Here is a 19,820-nt window from a genome sequence, read left to right on the forward strand (position 1 = left end):
CAAAATGGCCGCCCCGTGGCACCCTCAACATATGGTTAACATTTCCCTCGTTGTGGCCTCGCGGCCACGGGGGTGCTTGGCATCTGCCGGGCCCCTAGCCCATAGTACGGCAGACTCAGTGAATCGCCGTTCAGCTCCGGCCCGTGGCCGGGACCGCCGATCGGCAAAAAGCCCCATGTTTTGGAGGAGTTACCTATGTCCGATGCCATCAAGGTCGGCATTGTCCCGTTGTCTACCGCCGTCCGTGGCATTGTGGTCGTGTTCTGCGACGACGGTCTGAAGCTCGGCCCGGCGACCGTCAAGGCGCTCGGCGGGGCCATCGAACTCGTGAAGCGGGCCGCCTCCGCCGCCGCCTTCAAAGGCAAAAGCGGCGCCGCGCTGGACATCCTGGCGCCGGAGGGGGTGAAGGCCACCCGCCTGATCGTGATCGGTGCCGGCAAGGCGGCCGGCCTGAAGGCGAACGACTTCCTCAAATTCGGCGGCGTGGCGGCGAGCAAGCTTCCCGCCGGAGCCGCGGCCATGACCATCATGGCGGAACTGCCCAATGGCGCCATGACGAGCGAGCAGGCGGTTGCGATCGCCTCGGGCCTGCGGCTGCGCAGCTATAAGTTCGACCGCTACAAGACCAAGAAGAAGGAAGGCGAGGAGGACGGCTCCAGCGCCGACATCTCGCTTGCCGTTGGCGATGCCGCCGCCGCGAAGAAGGCGTTTGCATCGGCCGGTGCGATCGTGGACGGCGTGATCATTGCGCGCGACCTCGTCAACGAGCCGCCGAACGTGCTTTTTCCCGAGGAGTTCGCGCGCCGCGCAGGCTTGCTCCGCAAGCTCGGCGTCAAGATCGAGGTGCTCGACGTCAAGGCGATGGACAAGCTCGGCATGGGCGCGCTGCTCGGCGTCGGCCAGGGCTCGTCGCGGCCGAGCCGGACCGTGATCATGCGCTGGGACGGCGGCAAGAAGGGTGAGGCACCGGTTGCCTTCGTCGGCAAGGGCGTCTGCTTTCGACACCGGCGGCATTTCGATCAAGCCGGCCGGCAGCATGGAGGACATGAAGGGCGATATGGGAGGCGCGGCCTGCGTCGTCGGCCTGATGCATGCGCTCGCGGCACGCAAGGCCAAGGTCAACGTCGTCGGCGCCATCGGCCTCGTCGAGAACATGCCCGATGGCAACGCCCAACGCCCGGGCGACATCGTCACCTCGATGTCGGGCCAGACCATCGAGATCATCAACACCGACGCGGAAGGCCGCCTGGTGCTTGCCGATGTGCTCTGGTACGTCGCCAAGAAAACCAAGCCGAAATTCATGGTGGATCTGGCGACGCTGACCGGTGCGATCGTGGTCGCGCTCGGCACCGACCATGCCGGCATGTTCTCCAACAATGACGAGCTTGCCGAGCGGCTGCTGGCGGCCGGCATCGAGAGCGGCGAAAAGGTCTGGCGCCTGCCGCTCGGCCCCGAATACGACAAGCTGATTGATTCCCAGTTCGCCGACATGAAGAACACCGGCGGCCGCCACGGCGGCTCGATCACCGCGGCGCAGTTCCTCCAGCGTTTTGTCGACGGCACGCCCTGGGCGCATCTCGACATCGCCGGCACCGCCATGGGCGCGCCGAAAACCGACATCAACCAGAGCTGGGGAAGCGGCTATGGCGTCCGTCTGCTCGACCGTCTGGTCGCCGACCATTACGAGCGGAAATGACCCAAGATGACTGAAGTGCTGTTCTATCATCTGCAAAACATGACGGTGGAGAACGTGTTGCCGCCGCTTCTCGAGAAATCGCTTGAGCGCGGCTGGCGCGTCGTGGTGCAGTCGAATTCGCCGGAGCGCGCGGATGCGCTCGACGCGCACTTGTGGACCTACCGCGACGATTCCTTCTTGCCGCACGCGACATGGCGGGTGAGCGACGCCGCCGATCAGCCGATCGTGCTGGCGGTCGAGGAGGACAATCCGAACGGCGCCAATGTCCGCTTCCTCGTCGACAACGCCGCGCTGCCGCAGGACGCCCAGGGCTATGAGCGCATGGTGCTGCTGTTCAACGGCGACGATCCGGACGCGCTTGCATTTGCCCGCAGCGCCTGGACGGATTGCAAGGCGCGGGGATTTGATGTCACCTATTGGCAGGCCGACGAACGGGGCCGGTGGCAGAAGCGAAATTAGCGGTCGCGCGCAATTAATGATAATTTGCACTTTTCGGACGATGATGGCTTTGGTCACCTTCGTGCCGCAAAGTGATGTTGGGACAAACGCTTAGGGTCGATCCTTCACACGGGGAATTTAGTTTATCGTGCGACATCAAAAGCTTCCCGGCTCGCTCATAGTTGCGTTGGCTGCCGTAGCCCCGCTGGTCGCGGGCTGCTCTGGGACCGATGTGTTCTCCAGGGACGCCCAGTGGTTCAACACGCCCAGCCGCATGTTCATCCGGAACATCTCGATTGAGTCGCCGCCGCTGACCCCCAACAGGGCGGTTGGGGCCGAGGATCTGGTCAGTGCAGACGGAGGCTGTGCCGGCATGGCGCCGCAGCCCGGGCCGGCTGATGCCAATGCGTCCACGACGGCGCCGGCGCCCATGGGGGGCACCGTTGCGCTCGGCCACACCGAATGCGACGTGGTGCGAGGCATCGGCGCGCCCTCGAACGTCAACCTCTCCGCTGATGCCGCCGGCAGGCGCGTCGCGGTCGTGACGTGGACGACCGGTCCGCGCGCGGGCATCTACACCTTCACGGCCGGCCGCCTGTCCTCGATCGAGGGCACGCCGGAGGCACCGGTTGTGCCGAAGGCTGCCAAGCCGAAGCCGAAGAAGAAATCGGCGGCGTAACACGGGTCGGCCTTCTGCCCCGAAGCTGGTTGCGGCTGTCGATGCGATCAGCCGCCCATGCTCGTCCGCATCGTCAAGCGGCTTTGCATCCCTTGATTGCGGTGGCCGAGGCGTGAACGGTGATCTCTCCGTTCGCGCTCGCCGGCAATCTTGCCTGTAGCCGGCGTTTGAGTTCCGCGCTCCCTGTCTCCGACAGCCTTCCCAATACGCCGGCCGGGCTGCTGACGACCATCGACAGCCAGTAGTCATCGAAAATTCGCAAACGTTCGCTCGACGACCAGTTCGCGAGTTTCGACATCGCGGATGCCGAGCTTCGCCCAAAGCGCCTTGAGCGCCTCGTATCGTGATACATCCGCACTCGGTGGGCGCTGTGCAGGTTTGCCGAGAGCGTCCATCTCCTCCCATAAGGGCTGCGTGGGCGAGCCACTCCGCAAGATATCCCAGGTGTAGGATGCGACCATGCGGACCATTTCCGAGGCACCTTTGTGCGCGTCCGGGACGAAGAACAGCACCAGCGCCATCACCGCGACGTCGAAGCGGTTGACGTCGTAGGGAAGTGCCATCGCATCGCCAATCGAAAACTCGACCTGCTTTGCTGATAATTTCCGGCGTGCAGTCGCAATCTGTCCGTCGGACGGATCGATCGCGCAAACGGACGAAGGGGCGGACTTCGCAACAAGGAGCTCAGTGAACGCGCCCTTGCCGCAACCGACATCCACCCAAGTCAAACTGCGCGCTTGTCTCGAGCCGCGGTTCTTCCGCGCGCGTTTGAAAATCACGGGGTCGTTACGCGTGATCCGTGATCAGGCCATTCGTGATGAGAGAGCCTTCGCATCCGCTGTCGAAAACTGCCCCGAAGCAAATCTGGACGAAATCTCCAGAATAATCACGCGCGTCTCAAGCAACGGTTCAAGAATGTCATGTTCGCGGCTGTTACGTGGAGGGGTGGGGCTAGATCGACCGAAGGATCATTTTGAATGTCTACTACCTCTGTTTTTTCCCCGGTTACGGGCCAACTCACCATTTTCGGCGATAGCGCCAATAACGGCGTCGTGATCAGCCGCAATAACGCAGGCCGCATTCTCATCAATAACGGGTCTGTGACGCCAATCGGTGGCGCCCCCACCGTCGCCAACACCAGCGAGATCGACATCTTCGGTCAAGGCGGCGACGACACGATCACCGTCAACGAATGCCATGGCCCGATGCCCGCGGTGCACATTTTCGGCGGTGACGGCAATGACAGGATCACGGGCGGCTCGGGGGCCGACCTTCTGTTTGGTCAGGGCGGCAACGATGTGATCAACGGCGGCGGCGGCAACGATCTGCTGTTCGGCGGCGCGGGTAACGACACGCTGGACGGCGGCAGCGGCGACAACCAGTTGTTTGGCGAGACCGGCGACGATCTCATGATCTGGAATCCAGGTGGCGGCACCAACCTGTTCGAGGGCGGTGAGGGCAATGATACGGCTAAGGTCAACGGAAGCAACGGCGACGAGACGTTCACGATCACGGCGAACGGCACGCGGGTGCGGTTCGACGGGACGGGCGCGGCGCCATTTTCGCTCGACATCGGCACGACGGAGAATCTCGTCCTGCACGCCGGCGGCGGCGACGATGTCATCACCGCGGGCAACGGGCTCGGCAGCCTGATTTCGCTGACGCTCGATGGCGGCGCCGGCAACGACAGGATTACCGGCGGCGACGGCAACGATCTCCTGATCGGCGGTAGCGGCGACGACATCGTCAATGGCGGACGCGGCAACGACGTTGCCGAGCTTGGATCGGGCGACGATACCTTCATCTGGAATCCCGGCGACGGCAGCGACACGGTCGAGGGCGGATCGGGCAACGACAAGTTGTTGTTCAACGGTGCCAATATCAACGAGACCATCAACATATCGGCCAATGGCGGCCGGGTGCGCTTCACCCGCGACGTTGCCAACATCACGATGGACCTCAACAGCATCGAGCAGATCGAATTCGATGCGCGCGGCGGCGCTGACAACATCCTTGTCGGCGATCTCACCGGCACCGGCGTCAAGCAGGTCCTAGTCGATCTCGGAGCTACGCCCGGAGGGACGCAAGGCGACGGTGCGGCTGATACGGTGACCGTCAGCGGCACCGGCGGCAATCAGCACATCGAAGTCACAGCCACGGGCACAACGGTAACCGTCACGGGGATGCCGGAGGTCGTGACGATCGCAAATGCAGAGGCTGCCAACGACCGGCTGGTGATCCAGGCGCTCGGCGGCAACGATGTCATTGATGCATCCCTGCTCGCGGCGGCGATCGGGCTGACCATCGACGGCGGCGCGGGCAACGACACCATCACCGGCAGTCAGGGGGCCGACACCCTGATCGGGGGCGATGGCAACGACAACGTCACCGGCGGCCGCGGCAACGACGTGGCTCTCCTCGGCGCGGGCGACGACATCTTCACGTGGAATCCCGGCGACGGCAGCGACACCGTCTTCGGTGACGCGGGAACGGACACGCTGGTGTTCAACGGCTCGAATGTCGCCGAGAACATGTCGATCTCGGCAAACGGCGGCCATGCGCTGCTCACCCGCGACGTCGCCGCCATCGTCATGGATCTCGACGGTATCGAGCGCGTGCAGATCGCGGCGGCCGGCGGCGCCGACAACATCACCGTCAACGATCTGACCGGGACAGGAATCGCCCAGGTTGCCGTCGACCTCAGTGCCGGCCCCGGCAGCCAGGGTGGCGACGGTGCGGCGGACCGCGTGACCGTGAACGGCAGCGCCGGTGATGATCATATCACGGTGGCCACCAGCGGCGGATCGATCGTGGTCAACGGCCTCGCGGCGCAGGTGACGATCGCGCACGCGGATTCCGGTGACGTGTTCAGTGTCAACGGCGGAGGCGGCAACGACGTCATCAATGCTTCCGCGATCAGGGCGGGACAGCTGTTCAGCCTCAACATCAACGGCGGCGATGGCAACGACACCATCACCGGCAGCGCCGGCAATGATATCGTCAATGGCGGACGCGGCAACGACGTGCCCAGTCTTGGCGCGGGTGACGACACCTTCGTCTGGAATCCCGGCGACGGCAGCGACACCGTCGAAGGCGGCAACGGCACCGACACGCTGGCGTTCAACGGCGCCAACATCAACGAGAACATCAACATCTCGGCCAACGGTGGCCGGGTGCTGTTCACGCGCGACGTTGCCGCCATCGCGATGGACCTGAACGGCGTCGAACATGTCGACTTCAAAGCCCTCGGCGGTGCCGACAACATCACCGTCAATGACCTCTCCGGGACCGGCGTGAACGAGGTCAATCTCGACCTCGGCGCCAATGACGGCGCCGCCGATACGGTGACCATCAACGCGACCGGCGGCAACGATGTCATCACGGTGACCGAGCACGACGGCATCATCACGGTCTCGGGGCTTGGCCAGGACATCAACATCACCGATGCCGGCGCCGGCGACAGGATCGTCATCAACGGCCTCGATGGGGACGACGTCATCACGGCATCCGGTTTGCACGGCGGCATCCAGCTCGTTGCCAACGGCGGCAATGGCGACGACATCCTGATCGGCAGCCCAGGCAACGACACGCTTACGGGCGGCGCGGGTGACGACGTGCTGATCGGTGGCGGGGGCTTCGACGTTCTCGATGGCGGCAGCGGAAACAACGTCGTCATTCAGGGCGGGGGGCGGCGATGGCGGCCGCGATGCTGCTCAACCAGGCCATGGCGGCCAGCTTCGTCCCGGCAGGTGACGGCCACGGCGAGATGCCGTTGCCCGATCCGCACGCTGGCCAAAACCAGACGCTCGCTCCGCCGCAGCACGCCTGACGTTAGCCGCTGCGGCCTGGAGAACGCTCATGACGACGAACGCTGGCGTGGCCGATACGGGGCTCGAAGCTCTGCTGACGCTTCTGCATTTGAAGGGCGTTGCGGCCGATCGCGACCAGCTCAGGCACCGGACCGGAGCGGCAGTCTTCGGCGCAGCGGACATCGTCCGCTGCGCCAGGTCTCTCGGACTGAAAGCACGAACCTATCGAACGCAGTGGAGCCGTTTGCCGGACAGCCCGCTGCCTGCGATTGCGATGCTGCGTGACGGTAGCTTCATGGTCATCGCCAAAGCTTCCCCCGACAAGGTGCTGGTGCAGTCGCCGGGGGTGCAGCGGCCTGTATTGATGGAGCGCGACGAGCTGTGCGCGAACTGGGACGGCGGGTTGATCCTGATGGCGCGGCGCGCCGGGCTATCCGACCTCGGGCGCCACTTCGACATCACCTGGTTCATCGGCGCGATCGGCAAATACCGGCGACTGCTCGGCGAGGTGGTGGCTGCCTCGTTCTTCCTCCAGCTCTTTGCATTGGTCTCACCGCTGTTCTTCCAGGTCGTGATCGACAAGGTACTGGTTCACCGTTCGCTGTCCACGCTCGACGTTCTCGTCATTGGCCTCGTGGTCGTCTCCCTGTTCGACACCGTGCTCGGAATCCTGCGCAACTATCTGTTCTCGCATACGACCAACCGCATCGACGTCGAGCTCGGCGCGCGCCTGTTCCACCATCTGCTGGCGCTGCCGATGGCCTGGTTTCAGGCCCGGCGCGTCGGCGATTCCGTGGCCCGTGTCCGCGAGCTCGAGAACATCCGCAATTTCATCACCAGCTCCTCGCTGACGCTTCTCATCGACCTGTTCTTCACCTCGGTGTTCCTGGCGGTGATGTTCGCCTATTCGCCGTTGATGAGCTGCATCGTGCTGGCATCGTTCCCGTTCTACATCGCGATTTCGGCGGTGGCGACGCCGCTGTTCCGCCGCAGGCTGGACGAGAAATTCCGCCGCGGCGCCGAGAACCAGGCGTTCCTGGTCGAGAGCGTCAGCGGCATCGAAACGCTGAAGGCAATGGCGGTCGAACCGCAGATGCAGCGCCGCTGGGAAGAGCAACTCGCCGGCTATGTCTCCGCGAGTTTTGGTGTCACCAGCCTCGGCAACACGGCGAGCCAGCTGGTGCAATTCGTCAGCAAGATCGTCACTGCCGCCATCCTCTATGTCGGCGCGCGACTCGTGATCGGGGACGCATTGACGGTCGGTGAGCTCGTGGCCTTCAACATTTTCGCAGGGAGAGTTTCGGCCCCGGTGCTGCGGCTGGCCCAGGTCTGGCAGGATTTTCATCAGGCGCGGCTGTCGATCGCGCGGCTCGGCGATATTCTCAACAGCGCGGCGGAGCCGGCTCACTCCGCGGCACGCGCGGGGCTGCCGCCGCTCCGGGGCAATATCAGGTTCGAGCACGTGGGCTTTCGGTACAGGCTCGACGGGCCGGAAATCTTGCACGACGTCTCGTTCGATATTCCGGCAGGCCAAACCGTCGGCATCGTGGGATCATCGGGCTCGGGCAAGAGCACGTTTGCAAAACTGGTGCAGCGGCTCTATGTGCCGCAAGGCGGCCGCGTGCTGATCGACGGCATGGATCTGGTGATGACCGACCCGGCCTGGCTGCGTCGGCAGATCGGCGTGGTGCTCCAGGACAACATGCTGTTCAACCGCTCGGTGCGCGACAATATCGCGCTGGCCGATCCGACCCTGCCGATGACGCGCATCATGGACGCTGCAAAGCTTGCGGGCGCGCATGACTTCATTCTAGAGCTTCCTGAGGGCTACGACACGGTGGTCGGCGAGCGCGGCTCGACGCTCTCCGGCGGACAGCGCCAGCGCATCGCGATCGCCCGCGCGCTGGTGACCAATCCGCGTATCCTGATCTTCGACGAGGCGACCAGCGCGCTCGACTATGAGAGCGAGCGGATCATCCACGACAACATGAAGGAGATCGCCAGCGGCCGCACGGTCCTGATCATCGCCCACCGCCTGTCCACCGTCCGCGGCGCCGACCGCATCTTCACGCTGGAGCGAGGCCGGCTGGTCGAGGACGGCACGCATGACGGCTTGATCAAGACCGGCGGCCGTTACGCGGCGCTGCATCGTCTTCAGGGAGGGATCTATGAGGTCGGCTAGCGCGGTGCCGGTTGCTCGGCCGCAGCAGACGGTGGTTCCTTTCCGGAAAGCGAAAGAGCGACGCGCCGAGGAAATCGCCTTCCTGCCGGCGGCGTTGGAGATCACCGAAACACCGCCGTCGCCAACCGGCCGCGCCATCGGCATGGCCCTGATGCTGCTTGTCTGTGCGGTGCTCGCATGGTCGGCATGGGGCACGATCGACATTGTCGCTTCCGCAACCGGGAAGGTCGTTTCGAGCGGGCGAAGCAAGGTGGTGCAACCGTTCGAGACCGGCGTGGTACGGGCCATCCACGTGCAGGATGGGCAGGCGGTCAAATCAGGCGATTTGCTGATCGAGCTTGATCCGACCGTCAACGCCGCGGAGCGCGATCGTCTTCATGACGATCTCATGGCTGAACGGCTCAATATCGCGCGCCTTCGCGCCGCGCTGACAGCTGGCGAGGAGGCTTCTGCCGATCTGACCCCGCCCGCGGACGCCGATCCGATGCTGATCGCGACGCAGCGGCAGCTTCTCGCCAATCAGGTCAGCGAGAACAGGGCCAAGCTCGCGGCGCTTGCGCGCCAGGAGGCGCAGAAGGACGCCGAGCATCAGACGATCGCGGCCACGATTCATAAGCTCGACTCGCTGCTCCCCGTTACGCAGCAACGTGTCGAGATCCGCAAGACGCTGATGGAGAAGGAGATCGGCTCGAAGCTGACCTACTACGAGACCCTTCAGCTCCAGATCGAGCAGCAGGAGGAGCTCCGCGTCCAAAGCAGCCGCTTGAAGGAGGCCGAGTCCGCCGTTGCCGCGATCCGGGAAACCCATAACCAGGCCGTGGCCGAGTACAGGAAGAACCTGTCCGACGAACTCGCCAAGAGCGAGCAGAAAGCCAACGGCGTCGCGCGCGATCTGATCAAGGCGCAGCAGAGGACGAGGCTTCAGCAACTGACGTCGCCGGTCGACGGCGTCGTGCAGCAGCTTGCGATCCACACCGTCGGCGGCGTGGTCACGCCCGCGCAATCGCTGCTGGTGATCGTGCCATCAGATACGCGGCTCGAGATCGAGGCGATGATCTCCAACCGCGATATCGGCTTTGTCGAGGCCGGGCAGGGCGCTGCCGTCAAGATCGACACCTTCAACTTCACCCGCTACGGCTTGTTGGAAGGCCGGGTGCTGAGCGTCTCGCATGATGCCATCATTCACGACCGTCCGCTGGAGCGCGGAAGCGACCGCCCGCTCGGGACGCCGCGCGACAGCAGTGAGCCCAACGGGCAGGAGCTGAGCTACAGCGCACGCATCTCGCTGGATCGCACGCAGATGCAGGTGGACGACCGCCTCGTCAGCCTGGCGCCGGGCATGGCGGTGACGGTGGAGATCAGAACCGGCTCGCGCACCATCCTGAGCTATTTGTTGTCGCCGCTGCAGCGCTACCGGCACGACATCATGCGGGAGCGGTAGTTCCGACCCCGCTGCCGACGACCGCTGGGCGCCCATGATCACGGCAACCGGCCAGTTTGCCGACTGAGCCATTTCCTGCAAGCGCGGGTAGGCGAAGACGTTACCCCGCCGCCTCGTCAAACTGCGTGCTCGCCTCCAGCCACTGCTCCTCGGCGCGCGCCAGCGCGTCGGCGGCGTTGGCGCGTGCCTTTGATAGTTGCGCGGCCTGCTTGGGATCGCGGGTGAAGATGTCGGGGAGCGCGAGCGCCGTGTCGATCTTGGTGATGATCTCGCTGACGCGGGCGATCTCGGACTCGGCTTCCGCGATGCGCTTCTTCAGCGGGCCGCGGTTGTCCGACCTCGGACGCTGCGGCTTCTCGCTTGCCGCGCTGCGCTCGCGCGGGGCGGGCTCGCCGTTGCGCGCGGACAGCACCAGGCGGCGATATTCGTCGAGGTCGCCGTCGTAATTGGTCACGGTGCGGTCGGCGACGATCCAGAGCCGGTCGGCGCAGGCCTCGATCAGATAGCGATCGTGCGAGACCATGATAACGGCGCCGGGGAATTCGTTGATGGCTTCGGCGAGCGCGGCGCGGCTGTCGATGTCGAGATGGTTGGTCGGCTCATCCAGGATGATCATGTTGGGGCCGAAGAAGGTCGCGAGTCCCAGCAGAAGCCGCGCCTTCTCGCCGCCCGACAGTTTTCCAACCTTGGTGTCGGCCGCCTTGCCGGAAAAACCGATCGCGCCGGCGCGGGCGCGCACCTTGGCCTCGGGCGCTTCGCCGCCCATCAGCTTGCGGATGTGGTCATAGGCGGAGCCGTCCTCGTTCAATTCGTCGAGCTGGTGCTGCGCGAAATAGGCGATCGACAGCTTGTCCGCGCGCGTCACCTTGCCCGAGAATGGCGCGAGGCGGCCGGCGAGCAGTTTGACCAGTGTCGACTTGCCGTTGCCGTTGGAGCCGAGCAGCGCAATGCGGTCGTCATTGTCGATCCGCAAGGTGACGCGGCCCAGCACCGGCGTTGCCGGATCGTAGCCGACCGCGGCGTTGTCGACGGCGATGATCGGCGGCGACAGGATTTTCTCGGGCGCCGGAAAGCTGATCTCGCGCACATCCTGGGTGACCAGCGCCGTGATCGGCTTCAGCCGCTCCAGCATTTTGACGCGTGATTGGGCCTGCCGGGCTTTCGAGGCCTTGGCCTTGAAGCGATCGACGAAGGCTTGCAGGCGCGCGCGTTCGGCTTCCTGGCGCTTGACCTGTTTGGCATCGAGCATCTCGCGCATGGCGCGCTGCTCCTCGAAGGAGGAGTAGGTGCCTTTGTAAAGCGTGAGCTTGCTGCGCTCCAGATGCAGGATCTGGTCGACCGAGCTTTCGAGGAGATCGCGGTCATGGCTGATCACGATCACTGTGCGCGGATAATGCGCGAGGTGATCCTCCAGCCACAGCGTGCCTTCGAGGTCGAGATAGTTGGTGGGCTCGTCGAGCAGCAACAGGTCGGGAGCGGCGAACAGCGTTGCGGCGAGCGCAACGCGCATGCGCCAGCCGCCGGAGAATTCGGCGCAGGGGCGGAGCTGGTCGGTGGCCGAGAAGCCCAGGCCGGAGAGGATCGCGGCCGCGCGCGACGGGGCGGAATGCGCGTCGATGTCCACCAGCCGGGTCTGAATCTCGGCGATCCGGTGCGGGTCGGTCGCGCTCTCGGCCTCGGTAAGCAAAGCGTCGCGTTCGAGGTCGGCCTTGAGCACCACGGAGATCAGGCTTTCGGGGCCGTTCGGGGCTTCCTGCGCGAGGCTGCCGACGCGCCAGCGGGGCGGCAATGTGACCGTGCCGTGCTCGGCCGCGAGCTCGCCGCGGATCACCTTGAACAGGGTCGATTTGCCGGTGCCGTTGCGACCGACCATGCCGACGCGGGATCCGGGCGTGATCTGCACGGAACTCTGGTCAATCAGAAGGCGTCCGGCGAGGCGGATGGAGAGGTCGGTGATAGCAAGCATGCGGCCTTGTCACCGCAGCCGGGATCAAACGCAACCCGTTTTTCCGTGAGGTTGAAGTCAGTGCGAATCGCGCTCGCGCTGCTTCAGCTCGTTGAGGAGCTGCTCGAGGTGCGTCGGGAGCCTGGCTTCGGGGCGCAGGCTCTGCCGGAGCCGTTCGCCCACGGCATCGGAGATCGAGCGGCTGGTGCGCCGATCGATTTGTTCGCCGTCATTGGCAGAAAGGCCGGCCATCGCAGGGTTCCGTGTTTTCAAAGAAGCGACACGGTATCAAGTCCTTGGCCCCCAAATGGTTTCGCCACTCGCGGAGATTGCCCGTCATTCTAGCAAAAATTGTATGAAGCGGCGCAATGCCCCAACCCGAATACAAAGCCCCGGCGCAGGGGAACGCCGGGGCTTCGCTTGAAAGGTACCTGGGGGCTTAGGTACCCTTTTGGGAAGGTGCTGTCGGGCTCAGTAGCAGCGATTGGTCAGGCGCCAGCGGGGGCCCCAGGGAGTCGGGACCAGCCGCCGCACATAGCAGCCGCCGCCATAACCGTAGGAGACGGGGCCGCCGGCATAGAAGCGCGGTCCACCCCAGCCGTGATGCCAGCCACCGCCGCCGCCATTGCCCCAGCCGCCATGCCAGTGAGCGGACGCGGAGGTCGGCGCCAGCGCGGCACCCAGCGCGACCGCGGCAACAGCGGCAAGCGAAAGTTTCCTCAACATGGTGATCTCCTCAAAACTGCCGGCGCGGGGCTATCGCGTCGATGGAAAGGCCGCCGAAACGGTCTGCCTGATCATCAGGTTTCGGTTTCGATAGACCTGACGTTACGCCGGCGAAGCTGAACCGAATCCTGACGGGGGCTTCAGATTGGGTTCATCTGGGTGAAATTGTTGTAAGCCATGCTGGAATCGGCCGTTCGCTCCTGCGGCGAAGCGCCTGTGAGACATTCGGGCGGTCGCTTGCCGTCCGGCGAAGGCGCCGATATAAGCCCGGCAACTCCGAACCACCGCATTCTTCCCCAAGGACAAGATTATGGCCATCGAACGCACTTTCTCGATCATCAAGCCCGACGCCACCGCGCGTAACCTGACCGGTGCGGTTAACGCCGTGATCGAGAAGGCGGGCCTGCGCATCGTCGCGCAGAAGCGCATCCGCATGACCAAGGAACAGGCCGAGACGTTCTATGCGGTCCACAAGGCGCGGCCGTTCTTCGGTGAGCTCGTGGAATTCATGACCTCGGGCCCGGTGGTGGTCCAGGTGCTGGAAGGCGAGGGCGCCGTCGCCAGGTACCGCGATGCGATGGGTGCGACCGATCCGTCCAAGGCGGCCGACGGCACCATCCGCAAGCTCTACGCAAAGTCGATCGGCGAAAATTCTGCGCACGGTTCGGATGCGCCGGAGACCGCCGCGATCGAAATCGCGCAGTTCTTCTCGGGCAACGAGATCGTCGGCTGATCGCTCAGCCGATAAGTTAAAGAGACACGGCGAAAGGACGTAGTGTGAACTGGCTCTGGCAGATCTTCGATCCCGCTACGATCGGGGCATTCTTCACCCAGTTTCGCAACGAGATGGCCGAACCGACCTTCTGGGTTGCGGTCGGCAAGATCATCTGGATCAACATCCTTTTGTCCGGCGACAATGCGCTGGTGATCGCGCTCGCCTGCCGCGGCCTCAAGCCGCGGCATCGGCTCTGGGGCATGATCTTCGGTGCCGGCGCAGCGGTGCTGCTGCGGATCATCTTCACGGGCATCGTCGCGAGCCTGATGGAGCTGCCGTACCTCAAGCTCGTCGGCGGTCTCGCGCTGATCGTGATTGCGGCCAAACTGCTGGTGCCGGAACAAGAGGACGAGGACGGCGTCGAGTCGGCGTCGCATCTGTGGCAGGCCGTGCAGATCGTCGTCGTCGCCGACATCGTCATGAGTCTGGACAACGTCATTGCGGTGGCCGCCGCCGCCAATGGCAGCGTGCCCTTGCTGGTGCTCGGTCTTGCCATCAGCGTGCCGCTGATCGTCGCCGGTGCGGCGCTGATCATGGCGCTGCTTACAAAGCTGCCGGTTCTGGTGTGGGCCGGCGCGGCGCTGCTCGGCTGGATCGCAGGCGAAGTGATTGCCACCGATCCCGCCATTGCGCCGCGGCTGCACACGCTGTTCGACGGTCCGTTCGGCGCCTCGCTGGACAACATGCTCGGCGCGTTGCGCATCCCGCCGCAGTTCGCCCATGGTGGCGGGGGCGGCGAATATTTTTGCGCGATCCTCGGCGTCGTCGTCGTGCTGGTCGTCGGCACCATCTGGCGCCGACGCAGCCTCAGCGCGGCCGCGCTGGAGTCCTCCGAGCGCCACGCCAAGGCTTCGGCGGAGTAGCCAAGGCATCGGCTGAGTAAAAGGCTTCGGCTGAGTAATTCTCTAGCGCCGGACGATCGAGCCGGCGCGGTTGATCAGCCGAGCGAGCGCGCGGAAGCGGCTGCCGACGCGGTCCGCGACGAGATCGCCAAGGCGATGCTCGAACACCAGCAACAGCTTGCGGCCCACGCTGCGGAAATGCGTCGCGGGCAAGACGCCCGGACGCGCCGCCGAGATCAGATGCGCGACGCGGAAGGCCGCGCCCAGCAGGCGGGCGCGTTCAAGCTGCGCCGCCGTCAGCAACTCCTGCATGGCGACGGGCGGCTGGTTCTCTTCACTCAGGCCGGCGTAGCGATAGAACACGGACAGGCCGACGAACGCGCGTTCGGTGTGGGTGATGGCGCCGAAATTGCCGTTGACGACCAGGCTCAGCGTCTGCTCGCCGCGATGATCGGGATGCACGCGCCAGCCGATGTCGGACAGCAGGCACGCGGCGTGGCGCAGGCGGCGGTCCTCCTCGGTCTCGTGCAGCTTCACCACGCGTGCGAGGCGGTCGGTCCAGGCAATCAGCTCGCGGGCGTGCTTCGCCGAACGCGACAGCAGCTGGTTCAGCTCCTCCGCCGCGCAAATCAGCCCGTCCTTGTTGCGCTCGGTTTCCGACAGCTTCTCGTGCAGCAGGCCCTCGCGCACGCCGAAGGTCGAGAACACGATCGTCTTCGGCTTCGCCACGCGGATGATGTGCTCGAGCACCAGCGCTGCATAGGTCAGGAGAGGGCGACGCGCATCCGCGACGATCTCGATGTCGGCGAGCATGTCGACAGCCGCAAGACGACGCAGACGACGCGAGAAGTCGAGCGCCTCGGCAGCCGAAATCGAATAGCCGTGCATCACCTGGAGCGGATAGCCGCTCTGGATGATGTGGATGCGCGCGAGCGCGCGCCAGGTGCCGCCGACCGCGTAGAAGCTCCGGCCGCTACCTGCCTTGAGTTGCGGCACCCCGTCGAGCGCCTCGCGGACGATGCGGTCGGCGCGTTTGAGAGATTTATGCGCGAGATCCTGCAGCGCGAGGCCGCCGAGCGGCAGCGTCACGCCGCTGCGCACGCTGTTCTTGCGCACGTCGATCAGTTCGAGCGAACCGCCGCCGAGATCGCCGACGATGCCGTCGGGGTGATGGATGCCGGAGATCACGCCCAGCGCCGACAACCGCGCCTCGCGCGGGCCCGACAGGATCTCGATCTTCACGGCGCAGATGCGCTCGGCTTTGGCGATGAAGTCGGGGCCGTTGGAGGCATCGCGGCAGGCGGCGGTCGCAATCGCAAACACCCGTCCGACCTGCATCACCCGGCACAGCGCACGGAATCGCTTGAGCGAGGTCAGCGCCTTTTCGACGGCGTCGGGTGCGAGCAGGCCCGTGCTCTGCACCTCGCGCCCGAGGCCGCACAGCGTCTTCTCGTTGAAGATCGGAATGAGGCTCCGCGCCAGTCCCTCGTACACGACGAGGCGGACCGAGTTGGAGCCGATATCGATGACCGCGACGCTCGAGCCGCGCTTGCGCGGCCGCTTCACGTCAGAGATCCGGGATCAGGATTGATGACGTTCATTACGGCGCGTGAGGCGGCGCGGCGAGGATTCCTTGAGCGACTTACCACGGCCAGACAGACTCGGATTTGTCATGAAGTAGTTGTGAGCGTTGAAAGGCTCCTCGCCCTTCGCGGTCTTCATACGCGTTGAGGACCCGTCCGGCAACAACTGCCAGCTCTGCTCGTTGTCCTTGAGATTCGCGACCATGATCTGTTCGAGAACCTGCTGATGCACCGTGGGATTTTGCAGCGGACACAGCACCTCGACGCGGCGGTCGAGGTTGCGCGGCATCATGTCGGCCGAGGAGATATACACAGCCGCTTTCGCGCTCGGCAGGCCCTGGCCCATGCCGAAGCAGTAGATTCGGCCGTGTTCCAGGAAGCGTCCGATGATCGACTTGACGCGGATGTTCTCCGACAGGCCGGGGATGCCGGGCCGCAGGCAACAGATGCCGCGCACCACGAGCTCGACCTGCACGCCCGCCTGTGAGGCCTCGTAGAGTGCGTCGATGATGTCGGGGTCGACCAGCGCGTTCATCTTCATCCAGACCGCACCGGGCCGGCCGTGCCGCGTGTGCGCGGTCTCGCCCTGGATGTGCTCGATGATGCGTTTGCGCAAGGTCAGCGGCGACACCGCCATCTTTTCCAGATCGCTCGGCGCCGCATAGCCGGTGATGAAGTTGAACACGCGCGCAGCGTCGCGGCCGATGGTCGGCTCCGAGGTGAAGTAGGAGAGGTCGGTGTAGATGCGCGCGGTCACCGGGTGGTAATTGCCGGTGCCGGTGTGGACGTAGGTTGTCAGGCTGCCGCCCTCGCGGCGCACCACCATCGACAGCTTCGCGTGCGTCTTCAGTTCGAGGAAGCCATAGACGACCTGGACGCCGGCGCGTTCGAGATCGCGCGCCCAGCGGATGTTGGCCTCTTCGTCGAAGCGCGCCTTCAGCTCGATCAGCGCGGTGACGGATTTGCCGGCTTCGGCGGCTTCCACAAGCGCGCGCACGATCGGCGAGTTGCTGGAGGTGCGGTAGAGCGTCTGCTTGATGGCGACGACGTCGGGGTCGCGCGTCGCCTGCTGGAGAAACTGCACCACCACGTCGAAGGATTCGTAGGGATGATGGACGACGAGGTCCTTCTGCCGGATCGCCGCGAAGATGTCGCCGCCGTGCTCGCGCACGCGCTCGGGATGGCGCGGGACGTAAGGGGTGAATTCGAGATCGGGCCGGTCGAGGCGGGTGAGCTGCGAGAGCTCGTTCATGGCCAGTACGCCGTCGACCAGCAACACCTCGTCGTCGGCGGCCGATAGCGCATGCTGCACGAAGCTGCGCAGCTGCTCCGGCATCTTGGCGTCGATCTCGAGCCGGATCACCGACCCGCGGCGGCGGCGCTTCAGCGCGGTCTCGAATAGGCGGACGAGATCCTCGGCCTCTTCCTCGATCTCGAGCTCGGAGTCGCGGATGATGCGGAAAGCGCCCTGGCCTTGAAGATTGTAGCCGGGGAACAGGCGGTTGATGAACAGCGCGGTGGCCTGCTCCAGCGAGATCAGCCGGACGACCTTGCCGTCAGCCGGTAGGCGGATGAAGCGGTCGATCTTGCCGGGCATGCGGATCAGCGCGTTCATCTGCTTGCCGTCGGCGGCGCGCGTGAGCTGGAGCGCGATGGTGAAGCCGAGGCTCGGAATGAACGGGAAGGGGTGGGCCGGGTCGATCGCGAGCGGTGTCAGCAGCGGAAACACATTGCTGAGGAAGTAGTCCTCGACCCAGGTTCGCTCCGCCTTGGTGACCTCCTTGCCCTCGACCAGAACGATGCCCTCGTTGGCCAACGTGCCGCGCAGGTCGCGCCAGATCGCCTGCTGGTCGGAGGCCAGTTGCGAGACGGTCCGGTTGATAAGCGCGAGCTGCTCGGACGGCGTCAGGCCGTCGGGGCTGCGTTCGGCAATGCCCTCGCGCACCTGGGCCTTGATGCCGGCGACGCGGACCATGAAGAACTCGTCGAGATTATTCGCTGAAATCGACAGGAATCGCACCCGCTCCAGCATGGGGTGGCTGGCATTGACCGATTCCTCCAGGACGCGGCGGTTGAAGTGCAGCCAGGAGAGCTCGCGATTGATGAACCGCTCGGGGCTGGATGCGATCGCCGGATGGCCCTCGGCTTCCGGATCTTTTTCTTTAATTTCAACAGCTTGCGCAGAGTCCATTAGAAATCGATCCATCCAGTTCGCCCAAATTTGCGGCTTATGCGCAAAACCGTCGGGAGCATGTGTTAGAGCGATGACGTTTCGATGACATTGATGTTCCGCTGCCGGGCCGCGTCAAGCCGCCTTGGTCAGACATCCCGCAAGAGCTCGGCGGCCAGGGCCCGGGTGACGGGACGGCCGAGGCGCAGGGCCTCGCTGTCCAGCAGCTCCACGGCCTGCCGGGCGGCGGCCGAGGACCGCTCCAGGCGGGTAGCGAGGTAGCTGACCACGCTCTCGTCCACGGCGAGCTGGCGGTCGGCGCAGAATTTGACGATCAGGCCGCGGAAGAGCTGGTCGTCAGGCGGCAGCAGCGCGATGACAGGCACGGCGCGCAGCCGCGAGCGCAGGTCGGGCAGCTCGATCTTGAGCGATGCCGGCATCTGGCGCCCGGTGAAGAGGACGTAGGCGTCGTCCTCGCGGGCCAGGTTCATCAGATGGAACAAGGCGCGCTCGTCAAATTCCCTGACCTTGGGATCCTCGACCACCAGCGCGCCGGTGACGAGCGCACCCGGGACGGCTTCGGCGGTCAGCGCATTGGCGGTGGTCGAACGGGCGCCCGAAGCCTCGGACCAGATCGCGGCGAGATGGCTCTTGCCGCTCCCTTCCGGGCCGGCCAGCCACATGATCCGGTTCGGCCATTCCGGCCAGGCGTCGATGAGGGCAACACCGGCGGCGTTGGCGGGGCCTTCGAGGAAATTGTCCCGGCTCAGGCTCTCCGCATGCGGAAGCGAAAACGCCAATTGTCGGGGATGAACGCGGCCTGGCACGCTTGCTTTGCTCCGTGCCGGCGTGCCGGCTTCGTTTGAGGAGATGCGACTTAATCGAGCGGAGTTGGCCTTTTGCGGGGCCGCATCCCAACTCATTTGGCCTCGATAGTGCTACTTGATAAGTACTACTTGGCTTCGATCGTACTCATGTGCCGCAACCACTCGACGAGATAGAGCGACACCGAGGAGAGCGTGAAGACCGTGACGAGGCCCATCAGGATTATATCATAAGGACCGGGCTTGAAGCCGAAGGCGAGGGCGGCCAGCACCAGCGCCGCGAATGCCACCTGGGCCACAGTGTTGAGCTTGGATACCCTCGAGGGCTTCATCTCGACAGGGCGGTCGAACAGCCACGAAACGATCACGGCGGCGACGATCATGATGTCGCGCGAGACCACCAGGATGACGATCCAGCGCGGAATCGCACCCCAGATGCCCAGGGCCATGTAGATCGAGACCAGCAGCGCCTTGTCGGCGAGCGGGTCGAGCAAGGCGCCGAGCTCGCTCGTCATGTTGAAGCGCTTGGCAAGGAAGCCGTCGACCGCGTCGCTGATACCCGCGATCAGGAAGACGGCGAACGCCACCTCCATTTGGCTCGACACGATGGCCCAGACGATGATCGGGACCAGCATGATGCGGCCCAGGGTAATGATATTCGGAATACTCACGAAAGCGCTTCCCGGCACCCGGTCTGACCTCGAATCCGG

At 64.8% G+C, this 19,820-nt stretch carries 14 protein-coding genes and 2 pseudogenes; 8 read left to right on the top strand and 8 right to left on the bottom strand.

Going from position 1 to position 19,820, the window contains the following annotated elements:
* Positions 1-195 precede the first annotated feature (195 nt).
* From ACVWW3_RS08900 to ACVWW3_RS08910, 3 genes and pseudogenes are all read left to right on the top strand, one after another.
* A pseudogene (locus tag ACVWW3_RS08900) lies at positions 196-1,696 on the top strand (leucyl aminopeptidase).
* Positions 1,697-1,702: 6 nt separating this feature from the next.
* Positions 1,703-2,155 carry a DNA polymerase III subunit chi gene (locus tag ACVWW3_RS08905; protein ID WP_354046958.1) on the top strand — a complete coding sequence of 151 codons (453 nt, stop codon included), beginning with the start codon at positions 1,703-1,705 and terminating at the stop codon, positions 2,153-2,155.
* A gap of 166 nt (positions 2,156-2,321) precedes the next feature.
* Positions 2,322-2,813 carry a hypothetical protein gene (locus tag ACVWW3_RS08910; RefSeq protein WP_456652042.1) on the top strand — a complete coding sequence of 164 codons (492 nt, stop codon included), beginning with the start codon at positions 2,322-2,324 and terminating at the stop codon, positions 2,811-2,813.
* 245 nt (positions 2,814-3,058) lie between these two features.
* Here ACVWW3_RS08910 and ACVWW3_RS08915 read toward each other — a convergent pair whose 3' ends face one another.
* Positions 3,059-3,592 (bottom strand): class I SAM-dependent methyltransferase, encoded by a 534-nt coding sequence (locus ACVWW3_RS08915; protein ID WP_456671937.1) that lies wholly within the window; start codon positions 3,590-3,592, stop codon positions 3,059-3,061.
* 198 nt (positions 3,593-3,790) lie between these two features.
* On the opposite strand from ACVWW3_RS08915, the pseudogene ACVWW3_RS08920 reads away from it, so the two are divergent.
* The 3 genes and pseudogenes from ACVWW3_RS08920 (at position 3,791) to ACVWW3_RS08930 (ending at position 10,245) form a co-directional block, all read left to right on the top strand.
* Positions 3,791-6,642 (top strand): annotated as a pseudogene (locus ACVWW3_RS08920) (beta strand repeat-containing protein).
* A 29-nt stretch (positions 6,643-6,671) separates the two neighbouring features.
* A complete protein-coding gene (locus ACVWW3_RS08925; RefSeq protein ID WP_456650294.1) occupies positions 6,672-8,804 on the top strand; it encodes a type I secretion system permease/ATPase in 2,133 nt (710 codons plus the stop codon).
* Positions 8,791-10,245: an HlyD family type I secretion periplasmic adaptor subunit gene (locus ACVWW3_RS08930; protein WP_456650293.1), complete on the top strand. Its 1,455-nt coding sequence runs from the start codon at positions 8,791-8,793 to the stop codon at positions 10,243-10,245. Before ACVWW3_RS08925 ends, ACVWW3_RS08930 begins: the two co-directional genes overlap by 14 nt.
* Positions 10,246-10,345: 100 nt before the next feature.
* Here ACVWW3_RS08930 and ACVWW3_RS08935 read toward each other — a convergent pair whose 3' ends face one another.
* The 3 genes from ACVWW3_RS08935 to ACVWW3_RS08945 form a co-directional block, all read right to left on the bottom strand.
* A complete protein-coding gene (locus ACVWW3_RS08935) occupies positions 10,346-12,211 on the bottom strand; it encodes an ABC-F family ATP-binding cassette domain-containing protein (RefSeq protein WP_456671938.1) in 1,866 nt (621 codons plus the stop codon).
* 57 nt (positions 12,212-12,268) lie between these two features.
* Positions 12,269-12,442: a hypothetical protein gene (locus ACVWW3_RS08940; RefSeq protein ID WP_354046965.1), complete on the bottom strand. Its 174-nt coding sequence runs from the start codon at positions 12,440-12,442 to the stop codon at positions 12,269-12,271.
* A gap of 219 nt (positions 12,443-12,661) precedes the next feature.
* Positions 12,662-12,916, bottom strand: a complete 255-nt coding sequence (locus ACVWW3_RS08945; protein WP_456650292.1) for a sulfur globule protein precursor — start codon at positions 12,914-12,916, stop codon at positions 12,662-12,664.
* A gap of 310 nt (positions 12,917-13,226) precedes the next feature.
* Between ACVWW3_RS08945 and ndk the strand changes: the two genes are divergently transcribed.
* Positions 13,227-13,649 carry a nucleoside-diphosphate kinase gene (ndk, locus tag ACVWW3_RS08950; RefSeq protein ID WP_456650291.1) on the top strand — a complete coding sequence of 141 codons (423 nt, stop codon included), beginning with the start codon at positions 13,227-13,229 and terminating at the stop codon, positions 13,647-13,649.
* 44 nt (positions 13,650-13,693) lie between these two features.
* Positions 13,694-14,554, top strand: a complete 861-nt coding sequence (locus ACVWW3_RS08955; protein WP_456650290.1) for a TerC family protein — start codon at positions 13,694-13,696, stop codon at positions 14,552-14,554.
* 42 nt (positions 14,555-14,596) lie between these two features.
* On the opposite strand, the gene ppx is transcribed toward ACVWW3_RS08955, so the two are convergent.
* From ppx to ACVWW3_RS08975, 4 genes are all read right to left on the bottom strand, one after another.
* Positions 14,597-16,099 carry an exopolyphosphatase gene (gene ppx, locus ACVWW3_RS08960; protein WP_456650289.1) on the bottom strand — a complete coding sequence of 501 codons (1,503 nt, stop codon included), beginning with the start codon at positions 16,097-16,099 and terminating at the stop codon, positions 14,597-14,599.
* 15 nt (positions 16,100-16,114) lie between these two features.
* A complete protein-coding gene (locus ACVWW3_RS08965) occupies positions 16,115-18,307 on the bottom strand; it encodes an RNA degradosome polyphosphate kinase (protein WP_456652040.1) in 2,193 nt (730 codons plus the stop codon).
* Positions 18,308-18,435: 128 nt separating this feature from the next.
* On the bottom strand, positions 18,436-19,113 hold the full coding sequence (locus tag ACVWW3_RS08970; RefSeq protein WP_456650288.1) for a chromosomal replication initiator DnaA: 678 nt from the start codon (positions 19,111-19,113) through the stop codon (positions 18,436-18,438).
* A 125-nt stretch (positions 19,114-19,238) separates the two neighbouring features.
* Positions 19,239-19,781: a CDP-alcohol phosphatidyltransferase family protein gene (locus ACVWW3_RS08975; protein ID WP_456650287.1), complete on the bottom strand. Its 543-nt coding sequence runs from the start codon at positions 19,779-19,781 to the stop codon at positions 19,239-19,241.
* Positions 19,782-19,820: the final 39 nt, after the last annotated feature.

It is taken from the genome of Bradyrhizobium sp. LM2.9 (genome assembly GCF_054056555.1).